Annotated in this window: 18 protein-coding genes and 1 pseudogene; 7 read left to right on the forward strand and 12 right to left on the reverse strand. The window is 33.8% G+C overall.

The window, feature by feature from the left end; translation table 11 throughout:
* Window positions 1-117 precede the first annotated feature (117 nt).
* The 3 genes from rny to ACQKCJ_RS11105 all read right to left on the reverse strand — a co-directional run bounded on the left by rny (window position 118) and on the right by ACQKCJ_RS11105 (window position 2,479).
* Window positions 118-1,680: a ribonuclease Y gene (gene rny / locus ACQKCJ_RS11095; RefSeq protein WP_271335229.1), complete on the reverse strand. Its 1,563-nt coding sequence runs from the start codon at window positions 1,678-1,680 to the stop codon at window positions 118-120.
* A gap of 208 nt (window positions 1,681-1,888) precedes the next feature.
* Window positions 1,889-2,182, reverse strand: a complete 294-nt coding sequence (locus ACQKCJ_RS11100) for a cell division protein ZapA (protein ID WP_056246511.1) — start codon at window positions 2,180-2,182, stop codon at window positions 1,889-1,891.
* A 6-nt stretch (window positions 2,183-2,188) separates the two neighbouring features.
* Window positions 2,189-2,479 (reverse strand): hypothetical protein, encoded by a 291-nt coding sequence (locus tag ACQKCJ_RS11105; protein ID WP_271335228.1) that lies wholly within the window; start codon window positions 2,477-2,479, stop codon window positions 2,189-2,191.
* Window positions 2,480-2,658: 179 nt separating this feature from the next.
* On the opposite strand from ACQKCJ_RS11105, the gene ACQKCJ_RS11110 reads away from it, so the two are divergent.
* Genes ACQKCJ_RS11110 through ACQKCJ_RS11125 form a run of 4 tightly spaced genes read left to right on the forward strand, consistent with a single transcriptional unit; the run spans window position 2,659 to window position 8,216 of the window.
* On the forward strand, window positions 2,659-4,344 hold the full coding sequence (locus tag ACQKCJ_RS11110) for a M23 family metallopeptidase (RefSeq protein WP_271335227.1): 1,686 nt from the start codon (window positions 2,659-2,661) through the stop codon (window positions 4,342-4,344).
* Window positions 4,345-4,355: 11 nt separating this feature from the next.
* Window positions 4,356-6,815, forward strand: coding sequence for a TonB-dependent receptor (locus ACQKCJ_RS11115; RefSeq protein ID WP_427402030.1), 2,460 nt, complete (start codon window positions 4,356-4,358; stop codon window positions 6,813-6,815).
* Window positions 6,812-7,447 (forward strand): hypothetical protein, encoded by a 636-nt coding sequence (locus tag ACQKCJ_RS11120; protein WP_427402031.1) that lies wholly within the window; start codon window positions 6,812-6,814, stop codon window positions 7,445-7,447. The genes ACQKCJ_RS11115 and ACQKCJ_RS11120 overlap by 4 nt, the downstream gene beginning before the upstream one ends.
* A gap of 46 nt (window positions 7,448-7,493) precedes the next feature.
* Entirely contained in the window at window positions 7,494-8,216 is a 723-nt protein-coding gene (locus tag ACQKCJ_RS11125; RefSeq protein WP_427402032.1) for a hypothetical protein, read from the forward strand.
* A 221-nt stretch (window positions 8,217-8,437) separates the two neighbouring features.
* Here ACQKCJ_RS11125 and ACQKCJ_RS11130 read toward each other — a convergent pair whose 3' ends face one another.
* The 7 genes and pseudogenes from ACQKCJ_RS11130 to ACQKCJ_RS11160 form a co-directional block, all read right to left on the reverse strand.
* Window positions 8,438-9,139 carry a hypothetical protein gene (locus ACQKCJ_RS11130; RefSeq protein WP_271335223.1) on the reverse strand — a complete coding sequence of 234 codons (702 nt, stop codon included), beginning with the start codon at window positions 9,137-9,139 and terminating at the stop codon, window positions 8,438-8,440.
* A 129-nt stretch (window positions 9,140-9,268) separates the two neighbouring features.
* On the reverse strand, window positions 9,269-11,098 hold the full coding sequence (locus tag ACQKCJ_RS11135) for an ABC transporter ATP-binding protein (RefSeq protein ID WP_427402033.1): 1,830 nt from the start codon (window positions 11,096-11,098) through the stop codon (window positions 9,269-9,271).
* Window positions 11,095-11,487 (reverse strand): PDDEXK nuclease domain-containing protein, encoded by a 393-nt coding sequence (locus tag ACQKCJ_RS11140; protein WP_427402034.1) that lies wholly within the window; start codon window positions 11,485-11,487, stop codon window positions 11,095-11,097. The genes ACQKCJ_RS11135 and ACQKCJ_RS11140 overlap by 4 nt, the downstream gene beginning before the upstream one ends.
* 251 nt (window positions 11,488-11,738) lie before the next feature.
* Window positions 11,739-12,134, reverse strand: a pseudogene (locus ACQKCJ_RS11145) (DUF1016 N-terminal domain-containing protein); the annotation flags it as partial.
* 6 nt (window positions 12,135-12,140) lie between these two features.
* Window positions 12,141-13,868 carry a phospho-sugar mutase gene (locus ACQKCJ_RS11150; RefSeq protein ID WP_271335282.1) on the reverse strand — a complete coding sequence of 576 codons (1,728 nt, stop codon included), beginning with the start codon at window positions 13,866-13,868 and terminating at the stop codon, window positions 12,141-12,143.
* Between the two features lie 131 nt (window positions 13,869-13,999).
* The gene (locus tag ACQKCJ_RS11155) at window positions 14,000-14,956 is read right to left on the reverse strand and encodes a glycosyltransferase family 2 protein (protein WP_271335220.1); all 957 of its coding nucleotides are present in this window, start codon (window positions 14,954-14,956) and stop codon (window positions 14,000-14,002) included.
* A gap of 8 nt (window positions 14,957-14,964) precedes the next feature.
* On the reverse strand, window positions 14,965-15,507 hold the full coding sequence (locus ACQKCJ_RS11160; RefSeq protein ID WP_427402035.1) for a DUF4199 domain-containing protein: 543 nt from the start codon (window positions 15,505-15,507) through the stop codon (window positions 14,965-14,967).
* Between the two features lie 245 nt (window positions 15,508-15,752).
* Between ACQKCJ_RS11160 and ACQKCJ_RS11165 the strand changes: the two genes are divergently transcribed.
* Both ACQKCJ_RS11165 and ACQKCJ_RS11170 read left to right on the forward strand, forming a co-directional pair.
* A complete protein-coding gene (locus tag ACQKCJ_RS11165; protein WP_213301759.1) occupies window positions 15,753-16,004 on the forward strand; it encodes a type B 50S ribosomal protein L31 in 252 nt (83 codons plus the stop codon).
* Window positions 16,005-16,363: 359 nt separating this feature from the next.
* On the forward strand, window positions 16,364-17,539 hold the full coding sequence (locus ACQKCJ_RS11170) for a GlmU family protein (protein ID WP_271335218.1): 1,176 nt from the start codon (window positions 16,364-16,366) through the stop codon (window positions 17,537-17,539).
* A 52-nt stretch (window positions 17,540-17,591) separates the two neighbouring features.
* Here ACQKCJ_RS11170 and ACQKCJ_RS11175 read toward each other — a convergent pair whose 3' ends face one another.
* Window positions 17,592-18,056 carry a PepSY-like domain-containing protein gene (locus ACQKCJ_RS11175; protein WP_427402036.1) on the reverse strand — a complete coding sequence of 155 codons (465 nt, stop codon included), beginning with the start codon at window positions 18,054-18,056 and terminating at the stop codon, window positions 17,592-17,594.
* A gap of 23 nt (window positions 18,057-18,079) precedes the next feature.
* Window positions 18,080-18,523 (reverse strand): PepSY-like domain-containing protein, encoded by a 444-nt coding sequence (locus tag ACQKCJ_RS11180; protein WP_427402037.1) that lies wholly within the window; start codon window positions 18,521-18,523, stop codon window positions 18,080-18,082.
* A 202-nt stretch (window positions 18,524-18,725) separates the two neighbouring features.
* On the opposite strand from ACQKCJ_RS11180, the gene ACQKCJ_RS11185 reads away from it, so the two are divergent.
* Window positions 18,726-20,360, forward strand: coding sequence for an ABC-F family ATP-binding cassette domain-containing protein (locus ACQKCJ_RS11185; RefSeq protein ID WP_271335215.1), 1,635 nt, complete (start codon window positions 18,726-18,728; stop codon window positions 20,358-20,360).
* Window positions 20,361-20,426: the final 66 nt, after the last annotated feature.

Here is a 20,426-nt window from a genome sequence, read left to right on the forward strand (position 1 = left end):
TTTTTTTTCTCTCCACAGGTTTTTTATTTATAAAATATAGGCAACGTTGCCTTTGGTGCAAAACAATAAAGGCTATCCGGTTAGGATAGCCTTTGTTGTTTTTATATAATGTTGAGATTACTTAGCGATATTAACAGCTCTTGTTTCTCTAATTACTGTTACTTTAACCTGACCCGGGTAAGTCATTTCAGTTTGAATTTTTTGTGAAATTTCAAAAGATAAGTTTGCTGCATTATCATCAGAAACTTTTTCACTTTCTACAATTACACGAAGTTCTCTACCTGCCTGAATTGCGTATGCATTTTTTACACCGCTAAATCCGTAAGCTACTTCTTCAAGATCTTTCAAACGTTGAATGTATGAATCCAGAACCTGACGTCTTGCGCCTGGTCTTGCACCTGAAATAGCATCACAAACCTGAACGATAGGAGAAAGTAATGATTTCATCTCGATCTCGTCGTGGTGAGCTCCAATGGCATTGCAAACTTCTTCTTTTTCACCGTATTTCTCTGCCCATTGCATTCCTAATAATGCGTGAGGTAAATCACTTTCAGTATCCGGAACTTTACCAATATCATGAAGTAAACCTGCTCTTTTAGCCAGTTTTACGTTTAAGCCAAGTTCGGCAGCCATGATACCACAAAGTTTAGAAACTTCTCTGGAGTGTTGCAATAAGTTTTGTCCGTAAGATGAACGGTATTTCATTCTACCAACAACTTTAATCAATTCAGGGTGTAAACCGTGAATACCTAAGTCAATAACAGTACGTTTACCAACTTCGATAATTTCGTCATCAATTTGTTTGGCAGTTTTAGCAACAACCTCTTCAATTCTTGCCGGGTGAATACGTCCGTCAGTTACCAGTTTGTGCAATGCCAAACGGGCAATTTCTCTACGAACCGGATCAAAACAAGAAAGAATAATAGCTTCCGGTGTATCATCAACAATGATTTCTACTCCTGTTGCAGCTTCAAGAGCTCTAATATTACGACCTTCACGACCAATAATTCTACCTTTTACATCATCAGATTCAATGTTGAATACTGAAACGCAATTTTCAACTGCTTCTTCAGTTCCAACTCTCTGGATTGTATTAATGATGATTTTCTTAGCTTCTTGTTGTGCAGTAAGTTTAGCCTCTTCAATCGTATCCTGAATATGAGACATTGCTTTACTTTTAGCTTCGGCTTTTAAGCCTTCTACTAATTGTTCTTTTGCTTCTTCGGCAGAAAGTCCTGAGATTACTTCAAGTTGTTGTAATTGACTTTTATGTAATTTGTCAACTTCAGTTTGTTTTTTGTCTAAAACCTCGATTTTGTTGTTGTATTCTGCTGTTTTAGCTTCAAAATCATCGTTTACTTTTTTAGCTTTCGATAATTCATTTGAGATTTGAGATTCCTTATCGCGAACTCTTTTCTCCACTTCTGCTACTTTTTTATCTCTTGATAAAATAACTTGCTCGTGCTCAGATTTTAATTCGATAAATTTTTCTTTCGCCTGAAGGATTTTATCTTTTTTAATGTTCTCGGCTTCTAAATTAGCATCTTTTAAAATTGAAGAAGCCTCTTTTTTTGCGTTCTTGATTAGATTAGAAATATTGCTCTTTTCGATAATTTTAGCGATTGCAAAACCTGCTGCAATCCCTATAATACCTGAAATAATGATCGTTATTATGTCCATGTTTGTTAAAATTTATATATAAAAAAAGCCTACATTAATTGCTTGAATAAACTCGTAAAGACAAGTTTTGAGCTAACTCACTGTTCAAGTTTCCTTGCCGAAGCATGGCATACTATAGTAGCGAAGATTCACTCACTTTAATTTGTTAGTGTTGAGTTTACCAATTGTGAACTAATGTAGGCAGTATCTTAGTTTCTGTAAAGAACGTTTAATTTTCGAGATATTGATCTAATAGCGAATTTAATCTTTTAATTCTTTCAATGGTTTCTTCTCCATCGATTGCGTTATCAATTTGTTTTTGCTCTACTTGTGATGCAAATTGCAAGGCACACATAGCCAGAACATCTTGTTTGTCACGAACCGCGTAACTTTCTTCGAATTGCTTGATCATAGCATCAATTTTTTTAGAAGCACTTCTAAGTCCCTCTTCCTGACTTGGTTCAACCGTTAATGGATAAACTCTGTCTGCAATTGATATTTTAATTCTAAGCTTTCCGTCCATGTCTTTCTAGTCTGATAGTTGCGCTATACAGTAATCGATTTCGCGAATTAATGAATTTATTTTAAGCTTTGTCTCTCTCTTGTTATTGTCGCTGCCAAGTAATGAATTAGCGATTTTAAGGGTTTCATATTGCTTCTTCAAAGCCTCCATTTCTTCAGATTGTTTCTGGATAATTTGCGCAGCTTTGGTTAGTTCTAATTGTAAAACCTGATTGTTTTTCTCCAGGCCTTTTGATTTCTCAAAAAGCTTTTCAACTTTATATTCAAGAGTATCAATTATTTCTGCAATTACACTCATTGTAAATCCTATTCATTACTTAATCATACAAAGTTAGTATTCCTTTTTATTAATGCAATTTTTTATCGATTTTTTTACATTAAAAATAACCAAATAAATGAAATTCAATCAATTGTATTTTTGTAGCTTTATACTCGGATTTGGCTTCTTTATTTTTTATCTTAGCAAAAATGTTGCTTATGAAATTCTCACTACTCACCCTATTTTTTTGTCCGTTTATTTTTGCTCAAACCCAATATCCTAAAGATGATTTCCGCGCTCCGCTTGATATTCCTATGCAGCTTTCCGGTAATTTCGGGGAGTTGAGACCCAATCATTTTCACGCAGGTTTCGATTTGAAAACCAATCAAAGAGAAGGATTAAGTGTACATGCAATTGCGGATGGATACGTTTCGAGAATAAAAATTTCTACTTTCGGAAACGGAAAATGCATCTATATTACACACCCAAACGGATATACTTCGGTCTACGGACATTTGCAAACTGCCGTTGGTCCAATTCAGGATTATGTAAAAAAAACGCATTATAAAGAAAAAGCATATGAAATCGAAATGTTTCTGAAGCCAGGTGAATTGCCGGTTACAAAAGGACAAATAATTGGACTTTCCGGAAACACAGGTTCTTCTGAAGGACCGCATTTGCATTTTGAAATTCGCGATTCTAAAACAGAATTTGTTATTAATCCGATATTCTTCGGGTTTGATAAAAATATAAAAGACACGAAAAAACCTACTGTTTCAAGTGTTTATGTATATCCGTTAGATAATTCGACAGTCAATCAGTCTAAACTGCCTTTGCTGCTGAATCTCGCATTGCAAAAAGACGGAACCTATCTGGCAAGTAAAGTAAAAGCAAACGGAAAAATTGGTTTTGGAATCTCTGCGGTAGATTATGATAATGTTTCGTTTAATAAAAACGGGGTTTTTAATGTCTCTACTTTTTTTAACGGAAATCAAAATTATAATTATCAGTTCAATACCTATTCATTTGATGAGATGCGTTATGTAAATGCTCTGATTGATTATGCTAAATATAAAAAATCAGGTCAGCGCGTTCAGAAACTTTTTATGAAAACGCCTTTTGCATTAAGCATTATTAAAACGGATTCTCTTCGCGGAATTGTTCCGGTTAAACCAAATTTAGCTTCGACGTACAGAATTGAAGTTTCGGATTATTTCGGAAACCTAAGTTCTATTACAGTTCCTATTGAATATGATGCTGCAACGCCAATTGTAAAAGCAGAACCAATAACGTCAAAGTATTTTATTAAAGTCAATAAAGATTCTAATTTCGAAAAAGATAATATGTCAGTGTTCTTTCCTGCAGGAACTTTTTATGATGATTTTAATTTGAATTTTGATGTCAGAAATAATCGAATATATATTCACGACGATACTGTGCCGGTTCATTCTAATTTTACCATAACGATAAAAGATGATTCGTATCCTGAAGCATTGAGAGATAAGCTTTTTATTGGTAGAAATGGTTCTGGTTATAATGGCACAATTAGAAAAGGAGATGTTTTTACAGCCAAATCAAAAGTATTAGGGCAATTTGGACTTGTGCTCGATACGATTGCACCAACAATTAAAATTTTAAAGCCTATTGAGGATAAATGGATTAGTGACCAGAAAAAAATTGAGTTTGTTATTAATGATTCTTCTTCAGGGATTAAATCTTATAATGGTTATTTGAACGGAAAATGGATTTTGTTTGAATATGAAAATAAAACGAAAAAAATCACACATACTTTTGATGAGTCCTTACTTGCAGAAGGAGCCAACGATTTAAAAATTGAAGTCACTGATAATGTGGGCAATTCTGCTATCTTTGAAGCTCATTTTTTTAGAAGCCAACAAAAATAAAACCAAAGCGTTTGAACAGTAGCAGGATAATATTCGTTTTTCTTTTTTTATGCATTTCTTGTGTTTCATTTGCTCAAAACGCTCATGTTAAAGGTATTATTTTAAATAGTCAAAATCGTCCTGTGGCCGATGTTAATATTACATCACTGGGTAAAACAACACAATCAGATGCAAATGGTTTTTTTGAAGTCGATGTGCCTTCAAATAAAAAAACTTCTTTAGTTTTTACTCATATTTCATTAAAGATGATGAGTTTGACGGTAAATCTGGAATCTAACGAAGTTTTTATTTTTAATCCTGTAATGAGTAATTATGAGGAACAAATGGGAGAAGTTTTTGTGTCTTCCGGAAATAAAAAACGTGTTCAGGGAATTGCAACTATCGATGCGGCAACCATTAAGAAAATTCCGGGTGCCAATGCAGGAATAGAAAATATTCTGAAAACATTACCCGGTGTCAATTCAAATAATGAACTAAGCACGCAATATGCGGTTCGTGGTGGTAATTATGACGAAAATTTAGTTTATGTAAACGAAATCGAAGTCTATCGTCCGTTTTTAATTCGTTCCGGTCAGCAAGAAGGGTTGAGTTTTACCAATACGGATTTAGTTCAGAATGTTGATTTCTCGGCTGGAGGATTTCAGGCTAAATTTGGCGATAAGTTATCTTCTGTTTTAGATATTACCTATAGAAAACCTACTCAGTTTGGCGTTTCTTTAGAGGCTAGTTTACTTGGCGGAAGTGTTGCTGTCGATGCCGTTTCTAAAAATAAAAAATGGTCTGCCGTGACAGGTGTTCGTTATCGAAATAATAGTTTGCTGGTAAACAGTCAGGATACACAAACCAATTATACGCCCACTTTTGCAGATATTCAAACTAATATAAATTACGACATTTCGAATAAATGGCAAGTAAGTTTTTTAGGTAATATTGCTAAAAATGAATATTTATATCAGCCGTTAACACGTGAGACGAAGTTTGGAACGGTAGATAAGCCAATGGCGCTTGCTGTGTATTATGAAGGAAGGGAAAGAGATCAATACGACACTTATTTTGGTGCTTTCAAAACAACTTATAAAGTTTCGCCCACCTTTACCCTAAAGTTTATAGGTTCTTTATTTCATACGATAGAACAAGAGTATTTTGATATTCTGGCACAATATCGTTTAGGAAATGTACGTAATGATCAAACAACTTCTGTCGATTTTACCCGAGGAATAGGCTCGCAATTGAATCATGCCCGAAACGATTTGGATGCCCTTATTGCAAATGCTGAGATTAAGGGTTTTAAAGAGTGGAAAAATGACAGCCAGTTAGAGTTTGGTTTAAAATATACCAGAGAATCTATTCGTGACAGAATTGTGGAATGGGAAATGATTGACTCGGCAGGGTTTTCTATAAATCCGCCAATTGTTATTTTACCAAAAAACAATCAGCCTTACGATCCTTATACAGGACCGCTTTTGCCTTATCAGGATGTTCGTGCTACAAACTTTAATACCATTAACAGGTTTTCAGGATATGCACAATATAATAAAAAATCAGCATTAGGATCCAATCAGGTTTGGTATAATATAGGAGCGCGTTTTCAGAGCTGGAATGTTTCTGGAGCTGCAGTTGAAGGAAAAAATCAAATCGTTTTTAGTCCGCGTGCTCAATTTGCAATAAAACCCGATTGGGATATGGATATGGTTTTCAGGCTTTCCGGCGGGTTGTATCATCAGCCCCCATTTTACAGGGAACTTCGTGATCCGGATGGAGTGGTAAATCCAAATGTAAAAGCGCAGGAATCGGTACATATTGTTCTGAGTAATGATTATAATTTCAAGATGTGGAATCGTCCCTTCAAATGGGTTACAGAATTGTATTATAAGTCACTTTCAGATGTCAATGTGTATTCGATCGATAATGTCAGAATTCGTTATATCGCCAATAATAATGCAACAGCTTATGCCCAAGGTCTTGATTTTAGGCTGAACGGAGAGTTTGTTCCGGGAACCGAATCCTGGATCAGCTTTGGCTATCTGAAAACCGAAGAAAATTATGCAGACAAAGGATATATCGCAAGACCAACAGACCAGCGTTTGAAATTTGCAATGTTGTTTCAGGATTATATGCCCAATATCCCGAGTGTCAAATTATACCTGAATCTGGTTTATAATACTGGTTTGCCTGGTGGAGCTCCTGCATATTCTGATCCATATAAGTATCAGGACAGATTGAATGATTATCGTAGGGCAGATGTTGGTTTTGCAAAGGTTTTTGTTGATAATAGTACTAAAGTAGCAAAAGCAAAATGGCTAAAAAACTTCAAAGAATTGTCTGTTGGGTTAGAGATTTTTAATCTTTTCAATAATCAAAATGCAATTACCAATACCTGGGTTCGTGATGTGTATTCTAAAAATCAATATGCAATTCCAAATTATATGACTTCAAGAGTTTTTAATGTAAAGCTGAATGCGAGATTATGAAAAGTAAACGTGAGAAAAGAAAAAAGATTTTTTACGTGCCGGGAATAATATCTTTGGTTTTTATTCCGTTGTTGTGTTTGTATTATTTTTATAAAATTGATGCTTTTAAGGTTTATAGTTCTCTTGAATTTTTTCTTCCAAATAAAGACGAACTTGAAAAATATAAAGTTGAAGATTTAAGAAAATATAAAATTTTTAAGTTTGAAGACAATAGATCAAAAGAGCAACAGAAGTTAAAAGAATTGAAATTTTTTGTTCACGATTTGGTTAGACAATATGATACTATAAATGGGGCCAAAATTCATTTTGGATCAAAAACAGATTATGATACTTTTGTCAGTGTAATCAGTATGATGTCTGAGGTGAATGTGCCAACTTGGGCTTTGTTTAAGGATAATATTTATGTATTGGCAAATGCTAAACCAAGGCCTAAAAAAGATCGTGGCTTTGTTTGTGGTAACGGAAAGTATTCAAAAATGAATTCGCTTAGAATGGAGGAAGAAAACCAAAAAAAAGAACTTCAGGTTTTTCAGCTTTCTTTTCTAAAACAGCAATGGATTATATTTCTGGGTTATCTGGGAATAGTAGTTCTCAATATCTTTACCCTAGTAAAATTCAATAAAACTAGATAATACAATCAAAAATACTATATTTGATATTATAATATAATTAGCATACATGAAAAATTCTTTAAAATATATAGCCTTAGCAATCATCGGAACATTAGTGAGTTGTAAAGATGAAGTGCAGAAACCAAAAGTAATTTATGATGGTGCCAATAAAGTAAGTGTTGTGATCAAAACGGATTCAACGCAGATTGAAGTGGCAGATTTGCCTATTCAGATGACGGGAACGAATTATTTGATTCATCCTGTTGGGGATTTGCGTGTTTTTGAAAGAGGAACGAAATCCCGTTATGGATCTTCAAGTGTGAACGATGTAAGTTTTACTATTTCTAATTTAGGCGAATATGAAATTACGGGTTATTTGCAAAACCTGAAATTTCAAAAAGTAGATTCAGATTCTATTCGACCATTAACTGATAAACCTGCTTTAATATTAACCGCTACTTATTTGAAATCAGTTGCAGAGAGAACGCAAAACCAAATTATGGTGTATACTTTGGCAGATGCTGATACCAATAAGGATGGTAAAATTGATAGCAGCGATATTAAAACGTTGTATTTGAGTAATATTAGTGGTGAAAATTTTACTAAGGTTTCAGAAGACTTCCAGGAGTTAATAGATTGGAGTTTAATTGAATCTAAAAACCGTTTATACTTTAGAACAATTGAAGATACAAACCAAAACGGACAGTTTGATAAAAATGATGTTGTACATTATAACTACATTGATTTAGCCGCTAAAAAATGGGAAGTTAAAAGTTATAAGCCGATATAAATTTTAGATTGAAAAATTAGAATCTCAACCTTAACGATATAAAAAAGACCATTTAAAAAGTAATTTTTAAATGGTCTTTTTTTGTGTCTAATCACAATCGATAGAAAAGAACCGTGAGGCTCGATCCATATTGTAGGGCTGGACTTTAGTCCAGTTTAGAATAACGAATAACGAATAACGAATAACGAATAACGAATAATCAAAAAACAATAAATAGCATTCTAAATCAAAATATCGCTCTCAAGATCAGATTTTTCGATTTCAAAACCAAATCCTAAACGTTCCACCAATTCAATAACGAGTTTTTTGTACCAGTTTTCAGATTTTGGATGAATGTAAATCTTTTCAATTAATTGTCTAAGGTCAACATTGATTTTCAAGCCGTCATTTAGTTTTATGGTGCTTTTAGAAGTATCCGTAATAATGCGGACTTCACGCTCGTATTGAAAGCTTTTTCGTTTGAATAGAAACGGGAAGAACGAATCATCAAATGGGATGTATTCTTTTTTATAGTCGATATAATTGACCTCGCCAATATACTGATCAAAGTTATTCTCCGGATTCAGTGCTTTCTGTAATCTTCCAATAGTAGACTGAATGGCTAATCCTTCGCTGTTTTGTGTAAAAATCTGCCACATGGCAAACGATTCATATTCGTTAATATGCCAGCTGCTTATAGCGACTTTTTCCCGATGTGTTTTGTAATAGTTTAAAAAGTCTGGATTTTCATTGGCCAGTTTCTTGATCTCTTCATAAGTGGGTTCGCTAAAAGTGCCTTCGTACTGATCTTCGAATTTATCAGAACGGGACATGAATAATTTCTTAGACAATAATAAATCCAGGAATTTAGATAAGTCTAAGTATTTCCAAACAATGGTATCAGGATCATCGGGAAGCTTTATATTCTGATTGTTGAGATACATTTTTTTTGTTTTAGATTTATTTTTTAAAAAAAATAGCCACAGATTATACAGATTAAAATGATTTATTTCGTTAAAAAAAGAATCTGTGTTAATCTGTGTAATCTGTGGCTAAAAGATGTTTTCTTTTATTTACGATTCAAAAGACTGCATCGTTACCAGTTTGTTATAGGTTCCGTTGTGCGCAATCAATTCGTCATGCGTTCCTTGTTCAACGATTTTTCCTTTTTGCATGACCACAATTAAGTCTGCTTTCTGAATTGTTGAAAGGCGATGCGCAATCACAATCGAAGTTCTGTTTTGCATCATATTCTCTAATGCAACCTGAACAAACTTTTCGCTTTCCGTATCCAATGCAGAAGTAGCTTCGTCCAAAATCATAATTGGAGGATTTTTCAATACAGCACGGGCAATCGATAAACGTTGTTTTTGTCCGCCTGAAAGCTTGTTTCCGCTATCACCAATATTAGTATAGATTCCTAAAGGCAAATCTTTAACGAATTCAAAAGCATTTGCAATTTTTAGGGCTTCAATAATTTCGTCATCTGCAGCATCTAATTTTCCTAACGAAATATTTGCTTTTATAGTATCATTAAACAAGATACTGTCCTGAGTTACTAATCCCATCAAACTGCGAAGCGATTGTAAATTCATGTCTTTGATGTTGATTCCGTCAATAGAAATTGTTCCGTCATTTACATCGTAGAAACGCGTCAATAAGTTGGCAATGGTACTTTTTCCACTTCCAGATTGCCCAACAAGTGCCACAGTTTGTCCTTTTTTAATAGTAAGAGAAAAGTCTTTTAAAACCGTTTCTTCTTCATATTTAAAATTTACATTCTGAATATTGATAGAATCATCAAAAGTAGTTTTTTCGATTGCATTTGGTTTAGAAACGATAGTGTTTTCCTGCTCAAGAACTTCAAGTACACGTTCTGCTGCCGCATTTCCTCTTTTAACTCCGTAAGAAGCTTTAGAGATTGCTTTTGCAGGCGTTAAGATATTATAAGCCAATCCCATGTAAGCGATAAAGGAAGGGCCGCTTAGTGTCTTGTCGATCAAAACCATTTGACCTCCATACCACAATAAAATAGCGATAACAGTAATTCCCATAAATTCACTTGCAGGAGAAGCTAAGTTCTGGCGATTGCCTATAGAATTTGATAAATTGAAAAAACGCTCTGTTGAATTTTGAAAAACGGTATTGAAATAGTTTTCAGAATTGTATCCTTTTACGACTTTTAATCCGCCAATAGTTTCTTCGATAGTAGATAGAAAAGCACCTTGTTCTTCTTGTGCTTTTGTTGATTGTTTTTTAAGCTGTTTTCCAATTAATGAAATAATGTAGCCTGAAATAGGAATAAAAATAAAAACAAATAACGTTAGTTTGGTGCTAATGATTAGCATTGTAGTTATTGTGAAAAGTATCGTTAATGGTTCTTTTACAATAAGTTCTAATATTGCTAAAAATGAGTTTTGAACCTCGTTGACATCCGCGGAAATTCTTGAGATAACATCTCCTTTTCTTTTCTCCGAATAAAATGCCAAAGGCAGTTCAAGTGTTTTTTTGTACATAGCATTTCGCATGTCTTTTAAAACCCCATTTCGTAAAAAAGTAATAAAAAACATAGCCAGATAATCTGCTAAATTTTTCAATAAGAAGATAGAGATTATAATGGCTACCATTATGGCTAAAATATAACCAGGATCGTGATCGCCTTTTGTTGTAGTGATGTAATAGCTTAGATATTCTTCTCCGTATTTCTGGAGTTTGAAAATTCCCTCATATATTGGTTTTGCTTTTCTCTCTTTTGCCTGGTCAAACAATACCTGAAGCATTGGTATTAAAGCGACAAACGAAAGTGTACTAAAAAGCGCATACAAAATATTAAAAAAGATATTTAAGAACGCGTATTTTTTATACGGATATATAAAAGGAACTATTTTTTTGAAATTACTCATTTATTATGGATGTTATTTTCTGCTATGGCAATGGCTCTTTCGAGTTTTTCCAGCAATAATTTTTTTTCTGGTAATTGAGTTAAGTAAGCTGATACTTTGATTTGTTCATCGTTATCAAGCATTAGATAATTTATTTGTTCTGGAGATTTTTCACTGCACAAAATTAATCCAATTGGTTTGTTTTCTCCTTCTTTTTGCTCGTTTTTCTCTAACCAACGCAAATAAAGCTCCATTTGACCTTTGTATCCGGCTTTAAATTTTCCTAGTTTTAAGTCAATGGCAACCAATCGGCGCAGGCCGCGATGGTAAAAAAGCAAGTCGATGTAGAAATCTTCATCGTCAATAGTGATCCTTTTTTGGCGGGCAAGAAAAGCAAATTCACTGCCCATTTCAGTAATGAATTTTGTAATTGAGCTAAAATTGAACTTTCTAAATCCTTCTCAGAATAACTATCGTGTAATCCTAAAAAATCCAGGAAGTAAGGATCGCGAAAGGTTAAATCAGGACTTATTTGTTTTTCGTTTTTTAATAACGCTAAGTCATTGAGTATTGTGTCTTCTGGTTTTTTGCTGATCGCAGTTCTTTCAAAAAGCATACTGTCAATACGTTCCTGCAAGGTTCGTACACTCCAGCGTTCGTGAGCGCTCATCTGAATATAAAATTCACGCTTTATATCATTTTCAATTCCTAGTATCGAATATAAATGAGACCAGCTCAATTGTGCAGACACTGTCTGCACAATTGTAAAGTCTTGAAAAACAGTATTTAGTTTTATGAAACTATGTATGTTTCTTTTACTAAAGCCGGTTCCGTATCTTTTTGATAGTTCTGAGCTCAGGATTTGAATTGTTTTCTTTCCGTAATCGGCCCGATCATTTTTTAGAATCTCTTCATTAATCGTTTTTCCAATCTTCCAATATAATAAAGTCAATTCCTGATTAACCGTTTTGGCAACAAAATGACGAGTCTGATCTATTAATCCAATGATTGAATTTAATAGTTCGGGCTGATCATTCGTTTCCGGTTTGTCACTCATTATTTTTTATTTCAAATGCATTCCTGCAATGATATTTTGTATTTTTTCGTCTAAGAAACTTTCGGCAGCATCAAAATTAGTAACTGAATCTAATTCTGCATTAACACTAATGTAGAATTTAATTTTAGGTTCAGTTCCGCTTGGTCTTGCACAAATTTTAGAACCATCTTCAGTATAATAAATCAATACGTTAGATTTTGGGATATCCATTGTAGTTTCTTCGCCGGTCAATAAATTCAAAGCAATAGAAGATTGATAATCTTCTACCATAATTACTCTTTGTCCGCTGATTTCTTTCAAAGGATTTTCACGTAAATCAATCATCATCTGAGTGATTTCCTGTAAGCCTTCGATTCCTTTTTTAGTTAGCGAAACCAGGTATTCTTTATAAAAACCATTTTCAACATAAAGTTGTAAAAGTTCTTTATAAACACTGCTTCCTGCTGCTTTTGCCTGAGCCGCAACTTCGCAGATCAATAAAGTAGCTGCAACAGCATCTTTATCTCTCACGGCATCGCCAACCATAAAGCCAAAGCTTTCTTCACCACCGCCAATAAATTCAAGTTCCGGGAAGTCCTTGATCATTTTAGCGATCCATTTAAAACCGGTTAAACCTACTTTGCATTCAACACCGTAACTAGTTGCCAGTTCCATCATCATTGGAGTCGAAACGATTGTAGAGCCTACGAATTGTTTTCCGTTAATTTTACCCGCTTTTTTCCATTGTTTCAATAAAAAAGAAGTCATTAAAATCATGGTTTGATTTCCGTTAAGCAAAATCATTTTCCCATCATTATTTCTAACGGCAACACCTAAACGATCACAATCAGGATCAGTTCCAACAACAATATCTGAATTAGTTTTGTCTGCCAAAGCCAAAGCCATAGTCAAAGCTTCCGGTTCCTCGGGATTTGGAGATTTTACTGTTGGGAAATCCCCGTTTGGTTCAGCTTGTTCCGGAACAATATGCACATTAGTGTAGCCTGCCTGAGATAAAGTATCAGGAATAGATTTTATAGAAGTTCCGTGAAGCGAAGTAAAAACAACCTGTAAGTTGTCTTTGGCAGCAGCCGGAGTATTAAAACTTGCGTTTTCGATAGATGATTTTATAAATGCTTTGTCAATTTCAGTATCAATATATTCAATCAGCTTTTCGTTAGCATTGAATTTGATTTTATCGTAATTTAAATTTTCGATTACATTGATAATTGCAGCATCTTCAGGAGGAACAATTTGTCCGCCATCTTCCCAGTATACTTTGTAGCCATTATATTCCGGAGGATTATGCGATGCCGTAAGAACAATTCCGCATTGACAGCCTAAATATTTAAGCGCAAAAGACAATTCAGGAGTAGGGCGTAAGTCAGAAAACAAATAAACATGAATTCCGTTTGCAGAGAAAACATCTGCTACAACCTTCGCTAAAGTATTACTGTTATGACGACAATCGTAAGCAATAACTACTTTTAAAGGTTGATTTGGAAAAACCTGATGCAAATAATCAGATAATCCCTGAGTATTTTTCCCAAGGGTATATTTGTTAATTCTGTTGTTTCCAACACCCATAACGCCACGCATTCCGCCAGTTCCAAATTCCAGGTTTTTATAAAAACTTTCCTCAAGTTCCTTTGGCGACGTAGTCATTAATTCCTTAACCGCAGCTTGTGTATCGTTGTCAAATGTAGGAGTCAACCATTCGTTTACAGCATTCAAAATATTAGGTGCTATATTCATCATTCGTATATTTTTATATTTAAAATAATAATAATTTTCAGGAGCTATTTCCTGCTGTCATTCCAATCTTTTTTTATCCGACGCGGCGGATAAAAAAGGATTTTCCCTTCCATCAGGGCTAGGGCTTTACGTTAAAAATTAACTTCTCGTGCTACTTTATAACGTGCTTCGTTGTTTTTAGTTCTCAAAATAATTTCTCCCAGAAAACCTGCAAGGAATAATTGAGTTCCTAAAATCATAGTTGTCAAAGCAATAAAAAACCAAGGGTTACTGGTGATTAAACTGTATTTCATTCCGTTATACATATGGTATAATTTCGAAATTCCAACATAACCTGCCAATAAAAATCCAATGATGAACATTACAGATCCCATTGCACCAAACAAGTGCATTGGTCTTTTTCCGAATCGCGATAAAAACCAAATCGTAATCAAATCCAGGAAACCGTTTATAAAACGCTCCATTCCAAATTTGGTTTCACCATATTTTCGAGCCTGGTGAATAACTACTTTTTCGCCAATTTTATTAAAACCGGCATTTTTTGCCAAAACAGGAATGTATCGGTGCATTTCGCCCGAAACTTCAATGTTTTTCACAACCGTATTTTTGTAAGCTTTTAATCCACAGTTAAAATCGTTCAACTCAACTCCGGAAGTTTTTCTGGCTGCCCAGTTAAAAAGTTTAGACGGAAGATTTTTTGCTACAACAGAGTCGTAACGTTTCTTTTTCCAGCCTGAAACTAAATCAAATTTTTCTTTGGTAATCATTTCGTATAATCCCGGAATCTCGTCCGGACTATCCTGCAAATCGGCATCCATTGTAATAATAACATCACCTTGTGCTTTTGCAAAACCAGCATGTAAAGCCTGTGATTTTCCAAAGTTCTTCATGAAACGAATACCCTTTACATTTGGGTTTTCGTTAGAAAAACTCTCGATAATATTCCAGGAATCATCTGTACTTCCATCATCTACAAAAATGATTTCATAAGAGTAATTGTTAGATTGCATCACTTTAATAATCCAGGAATAGAGTTCTTTTAGTGATTCCTCCTCATTTAGAAGCGGTATAAGTATAGATAAATTCATTTAATTTTTTATAAACTTTGAGGATTGTTATTCTTAATAATTGCCCCTATAAGAGATGAATACAATAATCCGAAGAAAGAGTACATAACAAGTGTTACAGGGAAAACAATAAACGGGTTCATGAATTTTTTTATCATTTCGACTCCCATCTCCATTTCTTTGGCCGTCATTTCAGGATTTTTAGCCAGCATTCCTTCTTTTGAAATGTCAATCATTTCGTTGATGAACTCCGGGAAAATGAAATTAAATATAACGCTGAACGCTGCATAGACAAAAGCAGCAACAAACGTGATCGAAATTCCAATTTTTAAGCACTCACTAAAAGAAATGAATCCGTTGTTTACGTTTTTCTTATAATTAGTACAACCTATATATATAAACAGGATTGGTAAAATAAGATAGTTCGCAATGTTTACAATTGAGCCGGCACTAGAATTTACCAGTGATTTCATACCAATTATATACATAACCACGAATTCTAAAACCATGATAACACCAAACAAAACACCATATATAATTGATGATTTAGCAGGAGAAGTATTTTTTTCCATAAAACGATGATTTATTAATCCACAAATATAGCAATTCCCAATATAATGAGAGAGAAAAAAAAGCTTTTTGAATTTTACTAAAAAAAGTGTACTAAATGTTTGTTTATTAAAAAAGAATTGTAAATTTGCACACTCAAAAATAATTAAATTTTTAAACAAAAAAAGAGTATCCTTTGTTTACACCTTTTTCTAACCACGAAAAAGCTTCAAAATAAAAATGCTCTAAACAATAAATAAAAGAAAAGATGAAAAAAGGAATTCACCCAGAAAATTACAGATTAGTTGCATTTAAAGACATGTCAAATGACGAAATTTTTATCACTAAATCTACTGCAGATACAAGAGAAACAATTGAAGTTGACGGAGTTGAGTATCCAGTTGTAAAAATGGAGATTTCTAGAACATCTCACCCTTTTTATACTGGTAAATCTAAACTTATCGATACTGCAGGACGTATTGATAAATTTAAAACTAAATATGCAAAACACGCTAAATAATAAAAGCTGTTTTTACTTATATAAAGCCTTCCAATCGGAAGGCTTTTTTTATGGAATTGTAAAATTTAATCGCAAATTGCGCAAAGATTTTTATCTGGTATTATATTTAGAAAACACAAAGTTCGCAAAGCTAAATCTATATAAAGCTTTGCGAACTTTACTTTTTTGCAAAAACGTAATAATATAAACTTTGCGCACTTTTTGGTTAAATGATTATCAATATAAAAAATAGGTTTAAAAAAAATGCAATTATTTTCTTATTTTGAATAAGAGTACTTTTAATAGAACAAAAAAAATATTTGTAACTTTGATCGCGATAACCAAATCAAGATTTTAACAAGTTTCCAAATTTAATATTTATGAATTACATTCTTTTTGACGGTCCCGTCCGGAATGCTTTGTTACCTTTTACCTTTACAAGACCTGTTGCTGATATATTAATCGGAATAATGACAATTCGCCAGAAATGGGAGGCGCGTTTAGGTTCGACTATTACCACTATTACCGAAGATTATCTGGCAGAGAAATTTCCAATGGTAGAATTAGAAGAAAACATAATGATCAATGCAGCGTATTTACCAAATGATACTCTTGCAGAAATGGTTTCTGATCTTACAGCCAATCAGGCAATTTTTAAAGGCGATGATGTAATTGCTTTTTTTACAACAGAAAATCAGGAAGAAGTTGATTTTGATACGTACGAAATTATTCAGTACAACGAAAATGTTTTAACTGTAGAACATACGTGGGATATCTTTTCTAAAAATGATGCTGCGATTCGGGAGGATTTTATTTATTTGACCGAAGACAGAAAATCACAGCCAATCCCGAAAAGCGTAAATGTTATCGCTCCCGAAAATGTATTTATTGAAGAAGGTGCAAAATTAGAGTTTGTAACCCTAAATGCATCCAACGGTCCTATATATATAGGAAAGAATAGCGAAATCATGGAAGGAACCGTAATTCGCGGTCCTTTTGCTTTGTGCGAAAATGCACAGGTAAAACTCAATGCTAAAGTTTACGGAGCAACAACAGTTGGTCCGGGATCAAGAATTGGCGGAGAAGTTAAAAATTCAGTGCTGTTCGCCAATTCAAATAAAGGGCATGACGGATTCTTAGGGGATTCGGTTTTGGGCGAATGGTGTAATATTGGAGCAGATACCAATAATTCGAACCTGAAAAACAACTACGAAGAAGTGAAGTTGTGGAGTTATGAAACCGAAGGTTTTGCTAAAACAGGACTTCAGTTTTGTGGTTTAATGATGGGAGATCATAGTAAATGCGGAATTAATACGATGTTCAATACCGGAACTGTAGTAGGAGTGAGTGCTAATATTTTTGGAAGTGGTTTTCCCCGCAATTTTGTCCCTAGTTTTTCCTGGGGAGGAGCTGCAGGTTTTACAACTTATGTAACCAAAAAAGCTTTTGAAACTGCAAAATTAGTTATGGGACGAAGAAATATAGATTTCGACGAAACGGAATCAGCAATTCTGGAACACATTTTTGAGGAAACTAAAAAGTGGAGAAAAGACTAAAAAAACAAACCCCTCAATTTTTGATAATTGAGGGGTTTTGTTTTTAATATGGTTATTTATCAATTCTAATAAAATTTCCCTGAAGATCAAAAACGAGTTCTATATTATTAGAAAGTTCTACTTCAATAGAGGTTTTCTCATTATCGATTGATGTTACAAATTGATTGGCATAATTAGCCGTTAGATAGTTTTGTATCTTTTCTGGAATCAGATCTGTGGGAATCGCCTGGTTGTTTCCGTCAATGTCTATCCAGTTTCCATTTGCATCAAAATCAATTTCGAAATTATTGCTAAGTTTTACCTCATATACAGATCCGTCGCTCTCTGGGATATTGTGTTTTTTTACGGTCAAATAAGTGATACCGGGAAAGTAAGTGGTGACAAATGCACTTGCTGATTTTGGTAAATCTGCAGCGCTGATTACAGAGTCATGATTGCCGTCCTCGCCACTATCGCAAGCTGTGGCTAAAAATAGAAGTGATACAGCAGTAACAAGAGTTAAGATTATTTTTTTCATGATTGTATTATTTAAGTTATATGCTATTTATCGATTTTGGTAAAATCCCCTTTTAGGTTAAATTTTAATTCTAAATCGTTAGTTAGTTTCGTTTCATAACCAAAAGTTCCTATTTCTATTTTGGTTATTTTTTCTTTAGGAAAATTGGTTTTTACATAAGAAGCGATTTTTTTAGGGATAATAGATGCGGGAATTTTAGCGCCTTTTGCATCTACTTCTTTCCAGTTTCCTTTTTTATCAAATTCGATTTCAAGTTTATTGTCAAATTGAACTTTGTATTCTGTAGAAAGAATTTCTTTGTCTTGCAATACATAACTTGGTTTCTTCGACCCAAAGTGAGTTTTCAGGAAGGTTTGTGCGTTTGCGGGCAAAGCTTCTTTTTTAATTACAGTTTTTTGCGCATTTGCAGAAAGTCCAAATATTAATACTGCAATTAGACATATAGTCAACTTTAATTTCGTTCTCATATTTTGCTGATTTTTAAATTCTTATACAAGATAAGGCTAAATTTTTAAAAAATGTAAGAATATAGGTGTAAATTAAAAATCAGAAGATGTCCGTAGTCTAAAATAGTATTGCCTAATAGTCTAATTAATCTATCTTTGCGCTTTCAAAAAAATACTTGCCCGGAAATGTAAAATCTGAGCAGTCTAAAATCTAAAAATCTAAATGATTACAGTTAACGATATTTCGGTTCAGTTTGGTGGAACTACATTATTTAGCGATGTTTCTTTTGCTATAAATGAAAATGATAAAATTGCCCTTATGGGTAAAAATGGTGCGGGAAAATCGACACTTTTAAAAATAATTGCAGGACAAAGCAAACCTTCAACCGGAAGTATCTCTGCTCCAAAAGATGCAGTTGTAGCTTATTTGCCTCAGCATTTGTTAACTAAAGATGGTTCGACTGTAATGGAAGAGGCATCAAAGGCATTTGGTGAAATTTTTCAAATGAAAGCTGAAATAGATGAGATCAATGAGCAATTGACTGTTCGTACAGATTATGAAAGCGATGCTTATATGAAATTAATCGAAAGAGTTTCTGACTTAAGCGAGAAATTTTATGCTATTGAAGAAGTAAATTACGAAGCCGAAGTTGAGAAGATTTTAGTTGGTTTAGGTTTTGAACGTGAGGATTTTACACGTCAGACTTCTGAGTTTTCAGGAGGATGGAGAATGCGTATCGAATTGGCGAAAATTCTTTTGCGTAAACCTGATTTAATTTTATTAGATGAGCCAACCAATCACATGGATATTGAAAGTATCCAGTGGTTAGAGGATTTTTTGATTAATTCAGCAAAAGCAGTTGTGGTAATTTCGCACGATAGAGCATTTGTAGACAACATTACAAATCGTACTATCGAGGTTACAATGGGAAGAATCTACGATTATAAAGCAAAATATTCTCACTATTTAGAGTTAAGAAAAGACCGTCGTGTACACCAGCAAAAAGCATATGATGAGCAACAAAGAATGATTGCAGATAACAGAACGTTTATTGATAGGTTCAAAGGAACTTTTTCTAAAACAGATGCAGTCCAGTCCCGCGTTAAGATGCTTGAGAAATTAGTGATCGTACAAGTTGATGAAGTAGATAACTCAGCATTGAAACTTAAATTCCCACCGGCAGCACGTTCAGGTCAATATCCTGTAGTGGTAAAAGAACTTTCTAAATCATATGGCGATCATGTAGTTTTTAAAGATGCTAATATTGTTATAGAAAGAGGAGAAAAAGTGGCTTTTGTAGGTAAAAATGGTGAAGGAAAATCAACCATGATCAAAGCGATCATGAAAGAGATTGGTATCGATGAAGGAAGTGTTGAAATAGGGCACAATTCTCAAATTGGATATTTTGCCCAAAACCAGGCTTCTTTATTAGATGAAAATGCTACAATTTTTGAAACTATTGATGCAATTGCAGTTGGAGATGTCCGTACACAAATAAAAAATATTCTTGGAGCTTTTATGTTTCAGGGCGATGATATTACCAAGAAAGTAAAAGTACTTTCCGGTGGTGAAAAAACGCGTTTGGCAATGATAAAATTATTGTTGGAACCGGTTAACTTATTAATTCTCGATGAGCCTTCAAATCACCTTGATATGAAGACTAAAGATATTATTAAAGATGCATTGCGTGACTTTGACGGAACTTTAATCCTGGTTTCTCACGATCGTGATTTCCTTGACGGATTAGCGACTAAAGTTTTTGAGTTTGGAAACAAACGTGTTAAGGAACATTTTGAAGATGTAGCAGGTTTCCTTGCGCATAAAAAAATGGATTCTATGAGAGAGATCGAGAAGTAATCTAGTTAAAAATGTAATAATAAAGAGGGCGTTAGTTAATTCTAACGCCTTTTTTTTTGCTTAAAA

This window comes from Flavobacterium sp. NPDC079362 (assembly GCF_050267765.1).
Lineage (GTDB): Bacteria > Bacteroidota > Bacteroidia > Flavobacteriales > Flavobacteriaceae > Flavobacterium > Flavobacterium azizsancarii.

Bases quoted from the DNA above. Each gene is read 5' to 3' on its own strand.
- ACQKCJ_RS11170 (WP_271335218.1), top strand. From the start codon at position 16,364: ATGAATTACATTCTTTTTGACGGTCCCGTCCGGAATGCTTTGTTACCT.
- ACQKCJ_RS11185 (WP_271335215.1), top strand. From the start codon at position 18,726: ATGATTACAGTTAACGATATTTCGGTTCAGTTTGGTGGAACTACATTA.
- rny (WP_271335229.1), bottom strand. From the start codon at position 1,680: ATGGACATAATAACGATCATTATTTCAGGTATTATAGGGATTGCAGCA.
- ACQKCJ_RS11135 (WP_427402033.1), bottom strand. From the start codon at position 11,098: ATGAGTAATTTCAAAAAAATAGTTCCTTTTATATATCCGTATAAAAAA.
- ACQKCJ_RS11140 (WP_427402034.1), bottom strand. From the start codon at position 11,487: ATGGGCAGTGAATTTGCTTTTCTTGCCCGCCAAAAAAGGATCACTATT.
- ACQKCJ_RS11130 (WP_271335223.1), bottom strand. From the start codon at position 9,139: ATGTATCTCAACAATCAGAATATAAAGCTTCCCGATGATCCTGATACC.
- ACQKCJ_RS11160 (WP_427402035.1), bottom strand. From the start codon at position 15,507: ATGGAAAAAAATACTTCTCCTGCTAAATCATCAATTATATATGGTGTT.
- ACQKCJ_RS11180 (WP_427402037.1), bottom strand. From the start codon at position 18,523: ATGAGAACGAAATTAAAGTTGACTATATGTCTAATTGCAGTATTAATA.
- ACQKCJ_RS11125 (WP_427402032.1), top strand. From the start codon at position 7,494: ATGAAAAATTCTTTAAAATATATAGCCTTAGCAATCATCGGAACATTA.
- ACQKCJ_RS11120 (WP_427402031.1), top strand. From the start codon at position 6,812: ATGAAAAGTAAACGTGAGAAAAGAAAAAAGATTTTTTACGTGCCGGGA.
- ACQKCJ_RS11110 (WP_271335227.1), top strand. From the start codon at position 2,659: ATGAAATTCTCACTACTCACCCTATTTTTTTGTCCGTTTATTTTTGCT.
- ACQKCJ_RS11165 (WP_213301759.1), top strand. From the start codon at position 15,753: ATGAAAAAAGGAATTCACCCAGAAAATTACAGATTAGTTGCATTTAAA.
- ACQKCJ_RS11100 (WP_056246511.1), bottom strand. From the start codon at position 2,182: ATGGACGGAAAGCTTAGAATTAAAATATCAATTGCAGACAGAGTTTAT.
- ACQKCJ_RS11175 (WP_427402036.1), bottom strand. From the start codon at position 18,056: ATGAAAAAAATAATCTTAACTCTTGTTACTGCTGTATCACTTCTATTT.
- ACQKCJ_RS11150 (WP_271335282.1), bottom strand. From the start codon at position 13,868: ATGAATATAGCACCTAATATTTTGAATGCTGTAAACGAATGGTTGACT.
- ACQKCJ_RS11155 (WP_271335220.1), bottom strand. From the start codon at position 14,956: ATGAATTTATCTATACTTATACCGCTTCTAAATGAGGAGGAATCACTA.
- ACQKCJ_RS11105 (WP_271335228.1), bottom strand. From the start codon at position 2,479: ATGAGTGTAATTGCAGAAATAATTGATACTCTTGAATATAAAGTTGAA.